The organism is Streptomyces sp. NPDC034670, assembly GCF_055574875.1.
In genome coordinates this window covers 1-20,690 of the sequence record NZ_JBVITR010000068.1, presented here as the reverse complement: position 1 = coordinate 20,690, position 20,690 = coordinate 1, and the positions used below count along the sequence as shown (strand labels likewise).

Below are 20,690 nucleotides of genomic sequence, written 5' to 3'. Positions count from 1 at the left end.
CACCGAACGTCGCTTCCGTACGGAAAGGAATGGTTGTGCGCATTCTTTGCAGTCTCGCGCTGTCGCCCTCCAACGCCCGTGCCCTGCTGCCGCTGGCCCGCGCCGCGGCGCAGGCCGGCCACGAGGTCACCGTGGTGTCGCCGCCGGAGATGGCGGACGTCTTCGCGGGCGAGGAGATCCGCGTCCTGCCGCTGTTCACCGACATGGCCGAGATCGTGCTCAGCCTGCTGCAGCAGAAGCGCATCGACTTCGTCCCCGCCGACCCGTTCTCCGCGCAGACCCTGCTCGCCACCGCCTGCGGCCCGCACGTCACCGACGCCTACCGGCAACTCCTGGACGTGGCGGAGGAGTTCAAGCCGGACATCATCCTGCGCAGCGGTGTCGAGTTCGCCGGCTACCTGGTCGCCGAGACCCTGGGCGTCCCGCACGTGACCGCCCCCTCCGGCGGCGGCCAGTACCTCGACCCGAAGCTGGCCCTGGCCGAGCTGAACGTACGCCGTGCCGAACTCGGCCTGCCCGAGCAGGAGTCGGCCGGGGCGATCCACGCCCACGGCCGCTTCGACTGCATGCCGCCCGACTACGCGTTCACCGCGCACGACATCGACGGCACCTTCGCCTACCAGCAGCCGGCCACCATCGTGCGCACCGAGACCGGACCGGAGTGGCTGCGGGACATCCCCGGCGACAAGCCGCTCGTGGTGGTCTCCAGCACCAACGTGTTCGCGTCGCTGATGCACAGCACCGTCTTCCCGCGCATCCTCGACCTGTTCTTCGACGGCGTGGTCGCCGGGCACCTCTTCGAGGGCATGGACGGCGTCGAGGCCGACCCGGCGATGGTCGTCAACGCGCTCATGCCCGGCGACGCCAACCCGCTCACCACCGTCGTCAAGGGCCTGTCCCAGGTGGACTGCACGGCCGTCGTCGCCACCCGCGGCATGCCCGTCGACCCCGCCGCGATCGGCGACAACGTCGTCGTCCACGACACCATCCCGCAGCCGCTCCTGCTGGAGACCGCCCAGCTGCTGTTCACGCACGGCGGCTACAACAGCGTCCGCGAGGCCGTCCGGGCCGGTGTGCCCATGGCCGTGCTGCCCGAACTGAGCGACCAGGCCCACAACGCCTCCCGCGTCACCGACCTGGGTCTCGGCCTGCGCGTGCCGAGCGCCGGCGCCGACGACGTGGCCGCAACCGTCGAACGGCTGCTGAGCGAACCCGGCTACACCCACGCCGCCCGCACCGCACAGCGGCACATGCTCGCCCTGCCGCCCGTCACCGCCGCCGTCGACCACCTCGTCGCCCTCGCCGGCCGCTGAGACCCGAGACCCAGACAGGAGCAGGCAGATGGAAGCACAGTTCCTCCGGGCGTTCTACGACCTGGCCTCGTGGATCAGGCTCGCCCCGCTGCTGAACGGCCAGTACCTGCCGTTCTCCGCGTGGTCGCTGCGGCCCGGCGCCCTGGTCAAGCTGCTCGACGACATCGCCCTCAACGACCGCAGGGTGATCGTCGAGTGCGGCAGCGGCACCTCCACCGTCGTGTTCGCCCGCTTCCTCGCCCAGCGCGGCCACGGCAACGTGCTCTCCCTGGAGCACGACGAGAAGTGGGCCACCTGGGTCGACCGGCAGCTGACGCGTGAAGGCCTCGGTGACGTCGCACGCGTCGTGCACGCCCCGCTCGCCGAACACCCGGCCGCCGTCAAGCGCGTCGACTGGTACGAACCGGAGACGGTCACCGCCGAGGTCGGCGCCTTCACCGACAAGCACGGCCCGATCGACCTGCTGCTCGTCGACGGCCCGCCCGGCTGGGAACAGGGCCGCAAGATGGCCCGCTACCCGGCCGTGCCCGTCCTGAAGGACCTCCTCGCGCCCGGCGCCACCGTGATGCTCGACGACGTGAACCGCTCCGAGGGCGTGGAGATCACCAAGCGCTGGCAGGACGAGTGCGGACTCCCCATGGAACTCGACCCGTACGGCACCCGCACCGCCTTCGGCACCTACCCCGGCTGACCCGTCCCCCGCCCCACGGCGAACCCCGAGAAGGAGAGGCCCATGCTGGCCCTGAACGGCGGGCCCAAGGTGCGCGAACGGCCCTTCCCGCGCTGGCCCGAGTACGACGAGGCGGAGAGCCTCGCCCTGATCCGCGCCCTGGAGCAGGGTGACTGGTCACGGCACGGCGGCAAGGAGGTCCGGGCCTTCGAGCGGGAGTTCGCCGAACTCCACCAGGCGCCCGCCGCGCTCGCCGTCACCAACGGCTCCCACGCCCTCGAACTCGCCCTGGAGATCGCGGGGATCGGACCCGGCGAGGAAGTCATCGTCCCCGCGTACACGTTCGTGGCGACGTCCACCGCCGTCCAGCGGCGCGGCGGTGTCCCCGTGCCCGTCGACGTCGACCCGGAGACCTTCTGCCTGGACCCGGCCGCGCTCGACGCCGTCGCCACGGACCGCACCCGCGCCGTGATCCCCGTCCACATCGGCGGCCACGTCGCCGACATGGACGCCATCACCGCCTGGGCCGGACGCCGCGGCGTGCGCGTCATCCAGGACGCCGCGCAGGCGCACGGCGCGACCTGGCAGGGCAAGGGCCTCGGCGCGCTCGGCTCGGTCGCCACGTTCTCCTTCCAGAGCTCCAAGGTGCTCACCGCGGGGGAGGGCGGCGCCCTGCTGCTGCCCGACGACGACTCCTACGAGGACGCCTGGATGCGGCACAACTGCGGCCGCACCCGCGAACTGCGCCTCGCCACCGCCTCCTCCAACTTCCGCATCTCCGAGTTCACCGCGGCCGTGCTCCGCGCCCAGCTCACCCGGTTCGCCGCGCAGAACGCCCGCCGCGCCACCCGGTACGCCGAACTGGCCGCCGCGCTCGGTGCCGTGCCCGGCATCCGGCTGCAGGGCCGCGACCCGCGCTGCACGGCCACCCCGCACTACATGACCACCTTCGTCCTCGACCAGGACGAGCTCGGCGGAGTCGACCGCGACACCGTCGCCCTCGCCCTGCTGATGGAGGGCATCCCCGCCTTCGGCAGCTACCCGCCCCTGCACCGCACCGACGCCTTCTGGACCGGTCCGACCGGCGAGGCGGACCCGCACGAACTCGCCGAACGCTGCCCCAACGCCGAACGCGTCGGCCGCGACGGCGTGATGATCCCGCACCAGGCCCTGCTCGGGACCCGGCGGGACGTCGACGACATCGCGACCGCCGTCGCCAAGGTCCTCACCGAACTGCCCCGTACCGGCACGAAGCCGGCGGCCTGACCCCCGCGGCTCCCACGCCCGCCCCCGACCCTCACCACCGACTCCGACCCCCCGCGCCCGGCGCGGCGTTCACAGGATGGGAACGAAAGCGATGACCAGCGACAACCCGGCCGGCCGGACCTTCGAGGTCCTCGTCGTCGGCAACGGAGTCCTCGGCCTGTCCCTGGGCCTCACCCTCGCCCGCCGCGGCACCCGCGTGGCCGTCCTCGGCCGCACCGACCGGCCCTGGGCCGCCTCCACCGCCGCCGGCGCCATGCTCGGCACCTTCGGCGAGGTCACCTCCACCCTCGTCGCCAGCGAGCAGGGCCGCGCCAAGCTCGACCTCGGCGTCCGCGCCACCCGCCTGTGGGACGACTGGCTGGCCCAGCTGGCCGAGGAGAGCGGCGAGACCGAGGACCTGCGCTGCGCCAGCGGCACCGTGATGCTGCTCAACTCGGTGGGCGTGCCCGGCATCGACTCCGCCAACTACGCCGCCATCCGCAAGACCCTCGACGAGTACAAGGAACCGTACGAGGACATCGACCCGGCCGAGCTGCCCTGGCTCGACCCCGACCCGCTGGCCCGCCCCCTGATGGGCATGTTCATCCCCGGCGAGCACGCCGTCGACTCCGGCCGTCTGCTCGCCCGCCTGGAGACCGCGTTCCTGAAGGCCGGCGGCACCCTCCTGGACGGCTTCGGCGAAAGCCTCGTCGGCAACGGCGACCGCATCGACGGCGTGCGCCTCACCAGCGGCGACACCCTGACCGCCGGGCACGTCGTCCTCGCCGCGGGCGCCGCCTCCCAGCGGCTCCTCGACACCGTGCCCGCCGTCCACGGCACCGTCCCGCGGCTGTGCGCCGGCGTCGGCGTGTCCGTCGTCGCCCGCGTCAACCCCGACGTGCCCGGCCCCACCAGCGTGCTGCGCACCCCCAACCGCGCCTTCGCCTGCGGCCTGCACCTCGTGCCCCGCGGCCAGGGCCACGTCTACCTCGGCGCCACCAACGCCATCGAGCCCGAGCCCGCCGACGTGCCGTCCATCCGCGACGCCACCTTCCTGCTCGGCTGCGCCCTGCGCCAGCTCCGCCGTGACCTCGACACCGCCGGCATCGAGAAGATCCAGGTCGGCAACCGGCCCGTCGCCTTCGACGGCTTCCCGCTCGTCGGCAGCGCGGGCCTCGACGGCCTGTGGATGATGACCGGCACCTACCGCGACGGCCTCCACCTGTCGCCGCTGCTCGCCGACGAGATGGCCCGCCGCATCCTCGGCGAGGACACCCGGCACGACCTGTCCGTGTTCGAGCCCGTCCGCAGGCCCACCCAGGCCCACAGCCGCGCCGACGTCGTCGAGACCGCCGTCACCCACCTGCTCGCCACCGGCTATGAGGACGAGTGGCGGATCCCCAACGCCTGGCCGGCCGTCATCGAGACCCAGCTGCGCGCCGGCTTCACCAGGTTCGCGAACGACCTCGACGACGAGTACACCCCGCCCGCCGAGATCCTCGCCAAGGCGCAGATGAACCCGCAGTTCGCCAAGCAGGTCCGCGAGTACTACGCCGCGAGCCGCGCCGCCCTGTGACGCCGCCCCCACCGCGCACGGCCCCCACCGCACAGAAGGAGAGTCGCACCGCCATGAGCCGTCCCGAACTTCCGCCGACGGTCGATCTGCTCGTCGTCGGAAGCGGCCCCGTGGGGTCCGCCATCGCCCGCCGGGTGTACGACGCCGTGCCGCACGCCCGCATCCTGATGGTCGACCTCGGTCCGCGCCTGACCGGGCAGGCCGGCCTCCACCTCGGCAACCTGCCCGCGCAGGAACGGTCCGCCGCGCAGACGCGCTCCCAGGGGCGCGACCCGGAGACGGCGCCGGGCGAGGACGGCGCCCTGGTCAAGAAGTACGCCGACCGAGGCACCCACCTGCTCAGGCCCCGCCGCGCGGAGGAGCCGGAACAGAACGGCATGCCCGCCGCCGTCATGTCCAGCAACGTCGGCGGCATGGGCGTGCACTGGGCGTGCACCGCGCCCCGACCCCTCGACAGCGAACGCGTGCCGTTCCTGTCCGACGGCGACCTCGACGGGGCCCTGACCGTCGCCGAGCACCTGCTGTCGGTCACCCGCGAGGCCTACCCGGCCACCCAGGCCGGCGACCTCGTCCTCAAGACGCTCGGCGAACTGTTCGACGGTGACTACCCGACCGGCCGGCACGTCGGCCCGATGCCGCTCGCCTGCACCCCGCGCCCCGGCCGCCGGCCCCTGTGGGCGGGCCCCGACACCGTCCTCGGGCCGCTCGCCGGCGCCGGCGCCACCGCCGCCGACGGGCGGTTCCGCATCGCCGACGAGACCATGTGCCGACGACTGCTGTTCACCGGTCGCAAGGTCACCGGGGCCCTCCTCGAGCACCTGCCGACCGGCACCGAGTTCGCCGTCCGCGCCTCCGCCGTCGCGGTAGCCGCCGACGCGTTGCGCACCCCGCAGCTGCTGTGGGCGTCCGGCATCCGCCCCGAAGCACTCGGCCGCTACCTCAACGACCAGCCCAAGACGGTCAGTTCCGTGCACGTCAAGGACGGGCCCACGGCCGGCGCCGAGGCGCGCGGCACGGTCGACTTCGGCGGCGACATCCGCGATCTGGAGACCGGCCGTTTCTGGGTGCCGTTCGCCGATCCCGGGCGGCGCAACCACGGGCAGGTCATGACCATCGACACCTCACCCCTGGAAGGCGTCGACCCCGCCCTGTTCGTCGGCATGGTCTGGTACGGCGCCAAGGAGATCCGCGCCGAGGACCGCATCGAGTTCTCCACCAGCGAGGCCGACGCCTACGACATGCCGAGAATGACCCTCCACTACGACCTCACCGACCGCGACCTGGCGGGCGCCGAACAGGCCCGCCGGGACCAGGAGACGATCGCCGAAGCCCTCGGCGGCGAGTTCCTGGAACGCCCCGAACTGTTCCCGGCGGGCAGCTCCAAGCACTACCAGGGCACCGTCCGCATGGGCCCCGCCGACGACGGCACCTCGGTGTGCGACACCGACTGCCGCGTGTGGGGCTTCGACAACCTCTACGTCGGCGGCAACGGCGTCATCCCGACCTCCACCGCCGTCAACCCCACGCTGTTCAGCGTGGCCCTGGCCGTCCGTGCCGCGGCGTCCATCAGCGCCCGGCTCGTCGGCGTCTGACCGCAGCGAAGTTACCGAGAAACGAGGTGGCCGCCGTGCACCGGCACAACATCGCCGTCATCGGCACCGGCTATGTGGGTCTCACCGCCGGGGCCTGCCTGGCGTCACTCGGGCACCGGGTGGTCTGCGCCGACCTGGACCCCGAGAAGGTCGCGGAACTCAACCGCGGCCGGGTGCGGATCCTCGAGGACGGCCTGCCGGAACTCGTCCGTGAGGGACTGGACACCGGCCGGCTCCGTTTCGTCGTCGGCGCCGCCGGGGCCGTACGGGGCGCCCGGACCGTGTTCGTGTGCGTGGGCACCCCCACCGGCGCCGACGGCCACGCCGATCTGACCGCCGTGGACGCGGTCGTCGAGGAGATCCGGCCGCTGCTGGAACCCGACAGCGTCCTGGTCACCAAGTCGACCGTGCCCGTCGGCACCGCGGCCCGCGTCACCGCCGCCCTCGGCCGGCCCGACGTCGGCGTGGTCAGCAACCCGGAGTTCCTCCGCGAAGGCACCTCCGTGCGGGACTTCCTCCGGCCCGACCGGGTGGTCATCGGCTCGGACAGCCCGTGGGCCGCCGCACAGGTCGCCGAACTGTACGCGGGCGTCGACGCGCCCGTCCTGACCACCGACGCGGCCAGCGCCGAACTCGTGAAGTACGCCGCGAACTGCTTCCTCGCCGTCAAGCTCTCCTACGTCAACACCATCGCCGAGCTGTGCGAACAGGTCGGCGCCGACATCGGCCGGGTCACCGCGGCCCTCGGCCGGGACCACCGCATCGGCGGCGCGTTCCTGATGCCCGGGCCCGGCTGGGGAGGCTCCTGCCTCCCCAAGGACACCCGCGCCATGCTCAGCACGGCCGACGCCGTCGGCGTGGACTTCCCGCTGGTGCGGGCCGCCATCGACACCAACACCCACCAGCGGGCCCGGATCGCCGCGAAGATCGCCCGGCTGTGCGGCAGCGGCGGCGCGGCCCCGCTGGACGGCGTACGGATCGGCCTGCTCGGGCTCACCTTCAAGGCCGGCACCGACGACCTGCGGGACTCGCCCGCCCTCGCCCTCGCCGCCGAACTCGCCCGCCGCGGCGCCGACATCACCGCCCACGACCCCGCGGTCCCCACCACCCGGACCGCCGGACTGCCGGACGGCATCACGGTCGTCGACGACCCGCACCAGGCCGCCAAGGGCGCCTCCGCCCTCGTCCTGGGCACCGAATGGCCGCAGTACCGGACCCTCGACTGGACCCGGATCGCCGCCGCACTGCACCAGCCGGTCGTCGTCGACACCCGCAACCACCTGGATCCGGACGCGCTCAGCGCCGCGGGCCTGGCCTGGCACGGGACCGGCACCGGCCCCGTCGAGCCCGCCCTGACCCACGCCTAGAAAGGTTCACCCATGCGGGTGCTGTGCAGCATCACCGGATCCCCCTCCCACGTACGGGCCTGCCTGCCGCTGATCCGCGCGCTCGGCGAGGGCGGACACGACGTCCTCGTGGTCACCGCCGACCGGCTCGCGCCGATCCTGGACGGCGAGAAGGCCCATGTCGAGGGCGTGTACCCGGACATCACCGCCCAGGGCATGCGGCTGCTGTTCGAAGGCAAGCTGCCCATCCCCGAGGAGTTCAGCCGCTTCGCCCACGACCTGTGGGCCGCCCTCGCCTGCGGACCCCAACTCGCCGACGCCTACGGCCTGCTGCTGCCCCTCGCCCGCGACTTCCGTCCCGACGTGATCCTGCGCGACGGCTACGAGTTCGCCGCGCTGCTCGTCGCCGAGACCCTGAACGTGCCGCAGGTCCCCGCCCCCTCCGGCTCCGGCCAGTTCCTCGACCCCGAGCTGATCCTGCCCCTGCTCAACGACCGACGCCGCTCACTGGGCCTGCCCGAGCGGGACGACCCGGTCGCCGTGTACCGGCACGGCCGCCTCGACTGCATGCCCGCCTCCTACTCCTTCGCCCGCCCCCTCGCACCGGCCGCCGTCGCCTACCGGCAGCCCCGCGCCGTCACCCGGGGCGAAACCCTCCCCGACTGGTTCACCGGCCTGCGAGCCGACCGGCCCCTGATCCTGGCCTCCCTCGGCACCGGCCTGCCCGCCACGGTCCTCGAATTCCTCGACAAAGCCCGCGAATTCGGCGCCCCCATCCCCGTGTACGACCCCGCGGAACCCCTCGACACGGTGGTGGAGGCGCTGTCCGAACTGGACTGCACGGCCGTCGTCTCCACCCTCGGCATGCCCGTCGACACCCACCGCGCGGCGCCCCACGTCCGCATCGTCGACCGCTTCCCGCAGCAACTCCTGCTCGAGCACGCCGCGTTGTTCCTCACCCACGGCGGCTACAACAGCATCCGCGAAGCCGTACGCGCCGGCGTACCCATGGCGGTACGGCCCATGTTCGGCGACCAGCAGTACAACGCGCAGCGCGTCACGGACCTCGGACTCGGCGAACACATCGCCGCACGCGGCACCGAACCCATGCTGGAGGCCTGCCGCCGGCTGCTCCGCGACGACCGGGCCGCCATCGAGGTCCGCCGCGCCCAGCACGAGATGCTCGCACTGCCCGGCATCGACACGGCCGTGGCGCACCTGGAACGCCTGGCCCTCACCTGACGTCGCAGGCCGGCACCCCCCCCGCACGCCGACGCGGCCGCACCGGCCCGTCGGCGTCGCCGTGTCCGGCGCCGCACATCCACCGGCTTGTAGGGATTCCCCCAGTCGCCCGTCCGAATAATCGAAACCGTAGGCGCGAACGGATCCGGCCCCCACCTCCCCGGTCACCGCGCGCCCAGACGACCCCCACCCGGCCCGGCCCAGTTCCGAACACGTGGCGCACGAGTCACCCGCGGGAGAGAACGTGTCCGATCAAGCTCGCTCCACCTCGGCCGCCCACCCGTTCCCGGGCCAGGGCATCCCACGCCCCTGGCTCCTCACCGGACGGGGCACCCGGGCCGTGCGGGAGCAGGCCCGCCTGCTGCGCCCCCTCGCACCGGACGGCACACCGGACGCGATCGCCGCGGCCCTCCTGCAGGCCGCCGACCCGAACCACCCCTACCGTGCCGCGATCACCGCCGCCACCGCGGAGCAACTGGCCGCGGGCCTGGACGCCCTGGCCGAGGGAACCGCCTCCGGCCACGTCACCGAGGGCAGGCACGCCGCCCGGGAGTCCGGACCCGTCTTCGTCTTCCCCGGCCACGGCTCCCAGTGGCCGGGCATGGCCCGCGAGCTCCTCACCGCCTCCCCGGTGTTCGCCCGGCGCATGACCGAGTGCGCCGACGCGCTCGCCCCGCACCTGGGCCGCAACCTCCTGGACGTCCTCCGGGACGGTACGGACCTCACCGGGCCCGACGTCGTCCAGCCCGCGCTGTTCGCCGTGATGGTGTCCCTGGCGGCCGTGTGGGAGGCGGCCGGGGTGCGGCCCGCCGCCGTGGTCGGACACAGCCTCGGCGAGATCGCCGCCGCCTGCGTCGCGGGCGCCCTCACCCTCGACGACGCGGCACGCGCCGCCGCCACCTGGAGCACCGCGCAACGCCCCCTGCACGGCCGCGGCGACATGGTGTCCGTCCTGATGCCCGTCGAACACCTCCGGGAACGCCTCGAACCCTGGCGGGGCAGGCTCGTCGTCGGCGCCGTCAACGGGCCCGACAACGGCGTGGTCTCCGGCGACGCGGACGCCGCCGCCGAACTCCTCGCCGAACTGACCGCCGAGGGCGTCAGGGCCCGCACCGTGGACTACGGCGTCGCCGCGCACTCACCCCACATCGACGAGATCACCGACCGGATCCGCACCGAGCTCGCGGACATCACCCCCAGAGCCGCCCGCGTCCCCCTCTACGCGGCCTCCGCCGGCGGCCCGCTCGACGGGGCCGCGCTCGACGCCGGCCACTGGGCCGCCTCCCTGCGGGACACCGTCGAGTTCGTCGCCACGATCCGCGCCACGCTCGACGCCGGACACCGCCACTTCGTCGAGATCAGCCCGCACCCCCTGCTCACCACCGCCGTGGAGACCGTCGCGGGCCGCGCCGACGTCACCGTCCAGGCCACCCTGCGCCGCGACGACGGCGGAGCGGACCGCTTCCTGCACGCGGTCGCCGAGTACTGGACCAACGGCGGCGACCCCGACTGGGCCGCCCTCCACGACCCGGACACCACCCCGGCGGAGCTGCCCGCCGGCCTCGCGGACGCCGCCGCCGCCGAGGACCCGGAGCCGGACGGACACCCCGGCGGAGCCCGGGCCGCCGCACTGCGGGCCCGCCTGAGCGGGCTGCCCGAACGCGACCGGCGCGACGCCCTCGTCGACCTCGTCCGCGACCAGGTCACCGACCTGCTCGGCCTGCCCGCGCCCGCCCCCGCCCACGTGTCCTTCCGCGACCAGGGCGTCGAGTCGGCCACCGCCGTGGCCGTCCGCGACCGCCTGCGCGCCGCCACCGGGCTGACCCTCGCCCCGACGGTCGCCTTCGACTACCCGACCCCCGCCGCCCTCGGCCACCACCTCCACGACCAGCTCCACGGCCGCACCGCACCCGTGCAGGCGGCCACGGACGGCCCCGGCCGCCGCGACGAGCCCATCGCCGTCGTCGGCATGGCCTGCCGGTTCGCCGGTGACGCCGACACGCCCGAGGCCCTGTGGCGGCTGCTCCTCGACGGCACCGACGCCGTCACCGCGCTCCCCGACGACCGCGGCTGGGACATCGCCGGCCGCTACGACCCGACCGGCACCGCACCCGGAAGCTTCTACCAGCGCGAAGGCGGATTCCTGCGCGGAGCCGCCGACTTCGACGCCGCCTTCTTCGGCATCAGCCCGCGCGAGGCCCTGGCCATGGACCCCCAGCAGCGGCTCCTGCTGGAGACCTCCTGGGAGGCCCTGGAACGCGCGGGCATCGACCCGACGTCCCTGCGCGGCACCGCCACCGGCGTCTACCTCGGCCTGATGACCGCCGACTACGGCCGCGCCGCCGACACCTCCGCCACGGACGTCGCCGGGCACGTCCTCACCGGCAACGCCGTCAGCGTCGCCTCCGGCCGCATCTCCTACACCCTCGGCCTGGAGGGCCCGGCCCTCACCGTCGACACCGCCTGCTCCTCCTCCCTCGTCGCCGTCCACCTCGCCTGCGAGGCCCTGCGCGGCGGCACCGCCACGGCCGCCCTCGCCGGCGGCGCCACGGTCGTCGCCGGACCCGGCATGCTCGCCGAGTTCTCCCGGCAGCGCGCTCTCGCCGCGGACGGCCGCAGCAAGGCGTTCTCCGCCGAGGCCGACGGCTTCTCGCTCAGCGAGGGCGTCGGCATGCTCGTCCTGATGCGGCTCTCCGAGGCCCGCCGGCTCGGCCACGACGTCCTCGCCGTGATCCGCGGCAGCGCCGTCAACCAGGACGGCGCCTCCAACGGCCTCACCGCGCCCAGCGGCCCCGCGCAGCAGCGCGTCATCCGGCGGGCACTCGCCGCGGCCGGCCTCGACCCGGCGGACGTCGACGCCGTGGAGGCCCACGGCACCGGCACCCGCCTCGGCGACCCGATCGAGGCCCACGCCCTGGCCACCGCCTACGGGCCCGACCGCGACACCCCGCTGTGGCTCGGCTCGGTGAAGTCGAACATCGGCCACACGCAGGCCGCCGCCGGTGTCGCCGGGATCATCAAGATGGTGCTGGCGCTGCGGGCGGAACGCCTGCCGCGCACCCTCCACGCCGACCGGCCGTCACCGCACATCGACTGGGCGGACGGCCCGCTGCGGCTGCTCCAGGAGGAACGGCCCTGGCCGCGCGGTGAACGGCCGCGCCGCGCCGGCGTGTCCTCCTTCGGCATCAGCGGCACCAACGCGCACCTCGTCCTGGAGGAGGCGCCCGCCGCCGAGCAGACGGACAGGGGCACCCCGACGGCCGGGCTGCCGGTCGTGCCGTGGGTGGTGTCGGCACGGTCCGCGGACGCGCTGCGGGCGCAGGTCGAGCGACTGGCGGCGATGGACGGCGATCCGCTGGACATCGGCTGGTCGTCGGCCACGACGCGAGCGGTCATGGAGCACCGGGCCGTGCTGCTGCGGCCCGGCCCGGTGGTCAGCGGCGCCGTCACCGAGGGCCGCACGGCGTGGATGTTCACCGGGCAGGGCAGCCAGCGCCCCGGCATGGGAAGCGAGTTGTACGACGCCTTCCCCGTCTTCGCGGCCGCCCTCGACGAGGTGTGCGCACTCCTGGACGCCGAACTCGGCCTCGAACGGCCGGTGCGGGACGTGCTGTTCGGGGACACCGCCGAGAACGGCACCGGCTACGCCCAGTCGGCGCTGTTCGCGCTCCAGGTCGCCCTCGTCGCGCTGCTGCGGTCGTGGGGGACCGTCCCGGAGCTGGTGCTCGGGCACTCGGTGGGGGAGTTCGCCGCCGCCTACGCGGCCGGTGTCCTCGACCTGCCCGACGCGGCACGGCTGGTGGCGGCGCGTGCCCGGCTGATGCAGGCGTCGCCCGAGGGCGGTGCGATGGCCGCGGTCGAGGCGGCGGAGGACCGGGTCGCCGCGTGGCTCGTGGACGGCGCGGTGATCGCCGCCGTCAACGGACCGGCCTCGGTCGTGGTGTCCGGCGTCGAAGCGGCCGTCGAGTCGGTGATGGAGCGGGCCCGCTCGGCGGGCCACCGCGTGACCCGGCTGCGCGTCTCGCACGCCTTCCACTCCCCGCTGATGGAGCCGGTCCTGGCCGACTTCACCGCCGTGGCCGCCGACGTGACGTACCGCCGGCCGGCCGTGGCCGCCGTGAGCACCCTCACCGGCGCCCCGCTGGGCGACGGCGACTGGACCAGCGCCCACTACTGGGCCGAGCAGATCGTGCGCCCCGTCCGCTTCCACGACGCGCTCGGCGCCGCGGGCGCCCGGGGCGCCACCCGTTTCCTGGAGATCGGCCCCGACCCGGTCCTGACCGCCATGGTCGCGGACGCGCCGGCCGCCGCCGCCCTCCGCAAGGACCGGCCGGAACCCGAGACCCTGCTCGCGGCCGTCGCCGAACTGTTCGTGCGCGGCACCGACGTCGACTGGGCCGCCCTGTTCCACGGAACCGGCGCCCGACGCGTCGGGCTCCCCACCTATCCGTTCCAGCGGCAGCGCCACTGGCTGCCCGACCACGCCCGTCCCACCCGGCGCGGGACGGGCGCGCCTGCCGACGACGGGTTCTGGGACCTCGTCGACCGGGGCGACGCGGACTCGCTCGCGGGCGAGCTGGGCGTGCCGAGCGGCGCCCCGCTGGACGCCGTCCTGCCCGTGCTGTCCGACTGGCGCCGCAGGCGCCGCGAGGAGTCCGAGCTGGCGGGTTGGCGGTACCGGCTCGCCTGGCGGCCCGTGCGGCTGCCGGCGGCCGGCTCGCCGTCCGGCTCGTGGCTCGTCGCCGCCGACGAGAACACCGGGGCGGAGGCGGCCGCCGCCGCGCTGCGGGCGGCCGGCGCCGAGGTGACCGTCGTGTCCGGGCCGACGTGCGCCGGAACGGCTCCGGACCACGTTCTGTCGCTGCTCACCGACCCCGCCGACGTCCTGACGCTCCTCCAGGCCTGCCCCGAGGCGCGCGTGTGGTGCGTGACACGCGGTGCCGTGGCCGTGTCGGCGAGCGAGGCCCCGGCGTGCCCCGACCAGGCCGCCGTATGGGGCCTCGGCCGTGTCGTGGCACTGGAGCGACCGGACCGCTGGGGCGGCCTCGTCGACCTGCCCGTCGACGCCGAGCCCCGGCTCTGGCAGCGACTCGTGACCGTCCTCGCCACGCAGGAGGACGGCACCGAGGACCAGCTCGCGATCCGGCCGACCGGTGTCCACGCCGCCCGGCTGGTCCGCGACGCCGACGGACAGCCCGTACGGTCCTGGAGCCCGCGCGGCACCGTCCTCGTCACCGGCGCCACCGGAGCCCTCGGCGGGCACCTCGCCCGCCGGCTCGCCGACGGCGGCGCCGAACGGCTCGTGCTCGTGTCCCGGCGAGGCGCCGACGCCCCCGGGGCCACCGAACTCGCGGCCGCGCTCGCCGGGTCGGGGACCGACGTCACCTTCGCCGCCTGCGACGTCACCGACCGGGAAGCCCTCGCCGCCGTGCTGGGGGCGTACGAGCCGACCGCCGTCGTGCACGCCGCCGGCGTCCTCGACGACGGGCTCGCCGACCACCTCACCCCCGAGCGCCTTGCCCGCGTCCTGGCCGTGAAGTCCGGCGCCGCCCAGCACCTGCACGAACTCACCCGCGACCGCGACCTCGACGCCTTCGTCCTGTTCTCCTCCGTCACCGGCGTCCTGGGCAACGCCGGACAGGCCGCCTACGCCGCCGCCAACGCCCGCCTCGACGCGCTCGCCCAGCACCGGCGTGCCCTCGGCCTGCCCGCCACCTCCATCGCCTGGGGACCGTGGGGCGGCGACGGCATGGCCGCCGACGCGACCGTCGCCGAGCACTTCCGGCGCCAGGGCATCCGCCCGCTGGAGCCGTCCCGGGCCGTCGCCGCACTCCAGCGCGCCCTCGACGAGGACGTCACCTGCACCACCGTCGTCGACGTCGACTGGACCCGGTTCGCCGCCGACAACGCCCACACGCGGCGGCCCCTGCTCGCAGCCCTGCCCGAAGCCGCCCCCACGGACCGTGCCGGCGCCGACCGCGTCGCACCGGGCGGTGGCGCACTCGCCGCCGAACTACGCGGCCGGACGGCCGCGGAACAGGACCGACTGCTCCTCGACCTCGTCCTCGACCACGTCGCCGGTGTCCTCGGCCACGCCGACCGCACGGCCGTCGAACCGGGCCGCGCCTTCAAGGACCTCGGCTTCGACTCCCTCACCGGCGTCACCCTGCGCCACCGCCTCTCCGCAGCCACCGGGCAGCCCCTGCCCACCACGCTCGTCTTCGACCACCCGACCCCGGCCGCGCTCGCCGCCTTCCTCCGCACGCGGCTCCTCGGTGTCACCGCGGACGAGATCGAGCGCGGCGGCGCCGCCCTCGCCCCCGTCGGCGCCGACGACGATCCCGTGGTCATCGTCGGCATGGGCTGCCGCTTCCCCGGCGGGGTCTCGTCGCCGGACCAGCTGTGGGACCTGCTCGCGGCAGGGGAGACCGGGCTGGCGCCGTTCCCCGAGGACCGCGGCTGGGACGTGGAACACCTCTACCACCCCGACCCCGGTCACCCCGGCACGACCTACGCGCGCCTCGGCGGCTTCCTGCACGACGCGGCCGACTTCGACGCCGAGCTCTTCGGCATCAGCCCGCGCGAGGCCCTCGCCATGGACCCGCAGCAGCGGCTGCTGCTGGAGACCTCCTGGGAGGCCCTGGAACGCGCCGGCATCGACCCGCTGTCGCTCAAGGGCACGGCCACCGGCGTCTTCGCCGGCACCAACGGCCAGGACTACCGCGAGACGGCCCACGACCGCGGCGCGGACGTCGAGGGCTACGTGGCCACCGGCTCCGCCGCCAGCGTCCTGTCCGGCCGGGTCTCGTACGCCCTCGGCCTGGAGGGCCCGGCCCTCACCGTCGACACCGCCTGCTCCTCCGCCCTGGTCGCGCTGCACCTGGCCGCGCAGGCCATCCGGCAGGGCGAATGCCGCACGGCTCTCGCGGGCGGCGTGACCGTGATGGCGACGCCCGGCATCTTCGTCGAGTTCTCCCGGCAGCGCGCGCTGGCCGCCGACGGCCGCTGCAAGGCGTTCGCCGAGGGCGCCGACGGCACCGGCTGGTCCGAGGGCGCGGCCGTCCTCGTCCTCGAACGCCTCTCCGACGCCCGCCGCCAGGGCCACCCCGTGCTCGCCGTGGTGCGGGGCAGCGCCGTCAACCAGGACGGCGCCTCCAACGGGCTGACCGCGCCCAACGGGCCGTCGCAGCAGCGCGTCATCCGCCAGGCACTCGCCGCTGCCCGGCTGTCCCCGGCCGACGTCGACGCCGTCGAGGCACACGGCACCGGCACCGGCCTCGGCGACCCCATCGAGGCCCAGGCACTGCTGGCGACCTACGGCGACGGCGACCGCGCGGAGCCGCTGTGGCTCGGCTCCGTCAAGTCCAACATCGGCCACACGCAGGCCGCCGCGGGCGCGGCCGGCGTCATCAAGATGGTGCTGGCGCTGCGCGCCGGACAACTCCCGCCGACGCTGCACGTGGACGAGCCGTCCCGCCGCGTCGACTGGGAGGCCGGTGCCGTCCGCCTGCTCACCGAACCCCGGCCCTGGACGTCCGGCGACCGGCCTCGCCGGGCCGGTGTGTCCGCGTTCGGCATCAGCGGCACCAACGCACACGTCATCCTGGAGGAGCCCCCGGCCGACCCCGCCCCCGCCGCACCGGTCCGTCCGTCCGGCACGGTGCCGTGGGTACTCACCGGCCGCACCCGGCAGGCGCTGCGCGCCCAGGCCGCCCGCCTCGCCGCCCACCTCGACCGGCGCCCCGACCACTCGGCCGCCGACATCGGCCGCACCCTCGCCACCGCCCGCGCCGCCCTCGACCACCGCGCCGTCCTCGTCGGCGACGACCCGGACGCCCTGCGCGCCGCCGTCGACGCCCTCGCCGCCGGCGACACCGCCGCGCTCGTCACCGGAACCGCGGCGGAGGGCCGCACCGTCTGGGCGTTCACCGGCCAGGGCAGCCAGCGCCCCGGGATGGGCCGCGAACTCCACGACCGGTACCCGGTGTTCGCGCAGACCCTCGACGAGACCTGCGCCCTGCTGGACGCCGAACTCGCCGGCGCCCCCGGCTTCGAACTCCCCGTCCGCGATGTCGTGTTCGCCGCTCCGGACACCCCCGAGGCCGCCCTCCTGGACCGCACCGGATACGCCCAGACCGCCCTGTTCGCCGTCCAGGTCGCGCTCGCCGAACTGCTGCGTTCCTGGGGCGTGACACCGGACGCGGTCCTCGGCCACTCGATCGGCGAACTCGCCGCCGCCCACACGGCCGGTGTCCTCGAACTGGCCGACGCGGCAAGGCTGGTGACAGCCCGGGCCCGGCTGATGCAGGCGCTGCCCGAGGGCGGCGCGATGGCGGCCGTCGAGGCCGGCCCGGAGGAGCTGACGGCCTGGCTCCCGGACGGCGCGGCGATCGCCGCCGTCAACGGGCCCGGCACCGTGGTCGTCTCCGGTACCGAGCCCGCCGTGGAAGCCGTGCTGGACACCGCGCGCGAACACGGCCGCCGGGCCACGCGGCTGCGGGTCTCGCACGCCTTCCACTCGCCGCTGATGGAACCGATGCTGGCGGAGTTCGAGGCCGTCGCCGCCGACCTCACCTACCGGCGGCCCCTGCTGCCCGCCGTCAGCACCGTCACGGGCCGAGCGGTCCGCGAGGCGGACTGGGCGTCCGCCGACTACTGGGTGCGCCAGGTGCGGCAGCCCGTCCTCTTCCACGACGCCGTACGCACCGCCACCGGCGAACTCGGCGCCACCCGGCTCCTGGAACTCGGCCCCGACCCCGTTCTCGCCACCCTCGCCCAGCGGACCGCCCCCGACCTCGCGGTGGCCGTCGCCGCCCTCCGTACCGGACGGGCCGACGCGGACGCCCTGCTCACGGCGGTGGGCGAACTGTTCGCGCGGGGCGCCTGGATCGACTGGGCCGAGGTGTTCGCGGGCACCGGTGCACGGCTCGTGGACCTGCCCACCTACGCCTTCCAGCGCGAACGCTTCTGGCTGCCCGACCGCGCCGCCGAGGCCGCCGCCACGGCCGCCGAGACCGCCGGGGACGGGACGGAAGCGGCGTTCTGGCAGCTCCTCGACACCACCGACCCGGCCTCCGTCGCACGGGAACTGGGTCTGCCCGGGGGCGCCTCGCTGGACGCGCTGCTGCCGGCGCTGGCCGACTGGCGACGCCGGCAGCAGGAGCGCACGGCGCAGGAACGGTGGCGCTACCGGGTGCTGTGGAAGCCGGTACGGATACCGGACGGGGCCCGCCTCGACGGGCGCTGGCTGGTGGCCGTGCACGATCCGGACGCGGCGCACGACCCGGACGCCGGGCCCTGCCTCGCCGCCCTGCGCGCCGCCGGCGCCGACGCGGAACTCCTCGCGCTCGCCGCCGACGACACCCCCGCCACCCTCGCCGCCCGCATCCGGCAGGCCGCGCCGGACGACCTGACCGGCTTCGTCGTCCTGCCCGGCACGACCGACGAACGGTCCGGCACCACCGGCGAGCCGGCCGTCCGGACCGCGCCGCACCTCACCCTCCTCCAAGCCCTCGTCACGGCCGGTCTGGAAGCCCCGGTGTGGGCCGTCACCCGGTCCGCCGTCGCCGTCGCGGCCGGTGAACCGCTCGCCCACCCCGACCAGGCCCAGATCTGGGGCTTCGGCCGGACCGCCGCCCTCGAACACCCCCGCCGCTGGGGCGGACTGGTCGACCTCCCCGCCGACGACACGGTCCGCGACGCCTGGCCGCGCCTCGCCGCGGTCCTCGCCGCGGCCGGAACCGAGGACCAACTGGCCGTACGCCCCGCCGGAGTCCTCGCCGCACGCCTCGCGCACGACACCCGGCGCGCCCCCGGCACCGGCGGCCCCCGCCCGGCCCCTCGCGGCACGGTCCTGGTCACCGGCGGCACGGGCGCGCTCGGCGCCCACGTCGCCCGCCGCCTCGCCGACCTCGGCACCCCGCACCTGCTCCTCGTCTCCCGCAGCGGCGACGACGCGCCGGGCGCCGACGACCTGCGCCGCGACCTCACCGCACGCGGCGCGCGCGTCACCCTCACCGCCTGCGACGTGAGCGACCGTCAGTCCCTGCGCGACCTCCTCGCCGAGATTCCCGCCGAAACCCCGCTCACCGGCGTCGTCCACACCGCGGGCCTCCCGCAGAACACGCCCCTCACCGACACCACGCCCGCCGAACTCGCCGAGATCGTCGCGGCCAAGGTCACCGGCGCCCGCCATCTGCACGACCTGACCCGGGGCCTCGACCTGGACCTGTTCGTGCTGTTCTCGTCCGTGGCCGCCGTGTGGGGCAGCGGCGGCCAGGCCGCCTACGCCGCCGGAAACGCCTACCTGGACGCCCTGGCGCAGCACCGCCGTGCCCTTGGCCTGCCCGCCACCTCCGTCGCCTGGGGCCCCTGGGCCGGCAGCGGCATGGCGACCGGCGAAGGCGTGGCCGAGCACCTCGGCGAACGGGGCCTGAACCTCCTCCCGCCCGAAGCCGCCCTGACCGCCCTCGAACAGGCCCTCACCGAGGGACGCGGCTGCGTCACCGTCGCGGACGTCGACTGGGAACGCTTCGCCCCCTCGTTCACCTTCGGCCGGCCCAGCGCCCTCCTCTCCGACCTCCCCGAGATCGGCGCCGCACCGACACCGGGCACCCCGGACGGCGAACTCGCCCGCACCCTGCGCGCCCTGCCGGCCGCCGAGCAGGACCGGCACCTGCTCGACCTCGTGCAGTCCCAGGTCGCCGCCGTCCTCGGCCACGCCTCCCCGGCCGTCATCGACCCCGAACGCGCCTTCAAGGACCTCGGCTTCGACTCGCTCACCGCCGTCGACCTGCGCAACCGCCTCACCGCGGCGACCGGGCTCGCCCTGCCCACCACACTGGTCTTCGACCACCCCGCCCCGGCCGTTCTGGCCGGTCACCTGCGCGAACGCCTCCTCGGCGGCACCGCCCCCGACACCGCCGCACCGGCCCGGCCCACCGCGGCCGCCGACGAACCGATCGCGATCGTCGGCATGGGCTGCCGCTTCCCCGGCGGCATCGCGTCACCGGAACAGCTGTGGGAAACCGTGACGGCGGGCGAGGACCGCATGTCGCCCTTCCCCGACGACCGGGGCTGGGACATCCCCGGCCTGCTGGAGTCCACGTCCGCAGCCATGGGCACGCCGTTCGCGGGGCTCGGCGGCTTCGTTCCCGACGTCGCCGGCTTCGACGCGGAACTGTTCGGGATCAGCCCGCGCGAGGCCCTGGCGATGGACCCGCAGCAGCGGCTGCTGCTGGAGACCGCCTGGGAGGCCCTGGAACGCGCCGGCATCGACCCGACGTCCCTGCGCGGCACCGACACCGGCGTGTACGCGGGCATCTCCGCCAACGGCTACGGCGGTTCCGTCCACGAGACCGCCGGCGACTCCGCCGGATACCTGCTCACCGGCAGCACCCCCAGCGTCGCCTCCGGCCGCCTCTCGTACGTCCTCGGCCTCGAGGGTCCCGCCGTCTCGGTCGACACCGCCTGCTCCTCGGCGCTCGTCGCCCTGCACCTGGCCTGCCAGGCGCTGCGCTCCGGCGAGTGCGACACGGCCGTGGCCGGTGGCGCCACCGTGATGGCCAACCCGACGGCGTTCGTGGAGTTCTCCCGCCAGCGCGGCCTCGCCCCCGACGGCCGGTGCAAGTCCTTCGCGGACGGCGCCGACGGCACGGGCTGGGCGGAAGGGGCCGGTGTCCTGGTCCTGATGCGGTTGTCCGAGGC

General features: G+C 75.2%; 8 protein-coding genes. All 8 read left to right on the top strand.

All coding sequences use genetic code 11. The features are described 5' to 3' along the window. Nucleotides 1-35 precede the first annotated feature (35 nt). Nucleotides 36-1,313 (top strand): glycosyltransferase, encoded by a 1,278-nt coding sequence (locus ACZ56B_RS29925; protein WP_468797299.1) that lies wholly within the window; start codon nt 36-38, stop codon nt 1,311-1,313. Between the two features lie 28 nt (nt 1,314-1,341). Further along, complete coding sequence (locus ACZ56B_RS29920; protein ID WP_468797297.1) at nt 1,342-2,004, top strand: class I SAM-dependent methyltransferase; 663 nt, start codon at nt 1,342-1,344, stop codon at nt 2,002-2,004. Between the two features lie 42 nt (nt 2,005-2,046). Beyond that, the gene (locus ACZ56B_RS29915; RefSeq protein WP_468797295.1) at nt 2,047-3,249 is read left to right on the top strand and encodes a DegT/DnrJ/EryC1/StrS family aminotransferase; all 1,203 of its coding nucleotides are present in this window, start codon (nt 2,047-2,049) and stop codon (nt 3,247-3,249) included. A 91-nt stretch (nt 3,250-3,340) separates the two neighbouring features. Next, nucleotides 3,341-4,804, top strand: coding sequence for an NAD(P)/FAD-dependent oxidoreductase (locus ACZ56B_RS29910; protein WP_468797293.1), 1,464 nt, complete (start codon nt 3,341-3,343; stop codon nt 4,802-4,804). 53 nt (nt 4,805-4,857) lie between these two features. After that, the gene (locus ACZ56B_RS29905; RefSeq protein ID WP_468797291.1) at nt 4,858-6,396 is read left to right on the top strand and encodes a GMC oxidoreductase; all 1,539 of its coding nucleotides are present in this window, start codon (nt 4,858-4,860) and stop codon (nt 6,394-6,396) included. Between the two features lie 35 nt (nt 6,397-6,431). Further along, the gene (locus ACZ56B_RS29900) at nt 6,432-7,763 is read left to right on the top strand and encodes a UDP-glucose dehydrogenase family protein (protein WP_468797289.1); all 1,332 of its coding nucleotides are present in this window, start codon (nt 6,432-6,434) and stop codon (nt 7,761-7,763) included. 12 nt (nt 7,764-7,775) lie between these two features. Beyond that, the gene (locus ACZ56B_RS29895) at nt 7,776-8,984 is read left to right on the top strand and encodes a glycosyltransferase (protein ID WP_468797287.1); all 1,209 of its coding nucleotides are present in this window, start codon (nt 7,776-7,778) and stop codon (nt 8,982-8,984) included. 244 nt (nt 8,985-9,228) lie between these two features. After that, nucleotides 9,229-20,690, top strand: an 11,462-nt coding sequence (locus tag ACZ56B_RS29890) for a type I polyketide synthase (RefSeq protein ID WP_468797285.1), incomplete at its 3' end; no start/stop codon positions are given.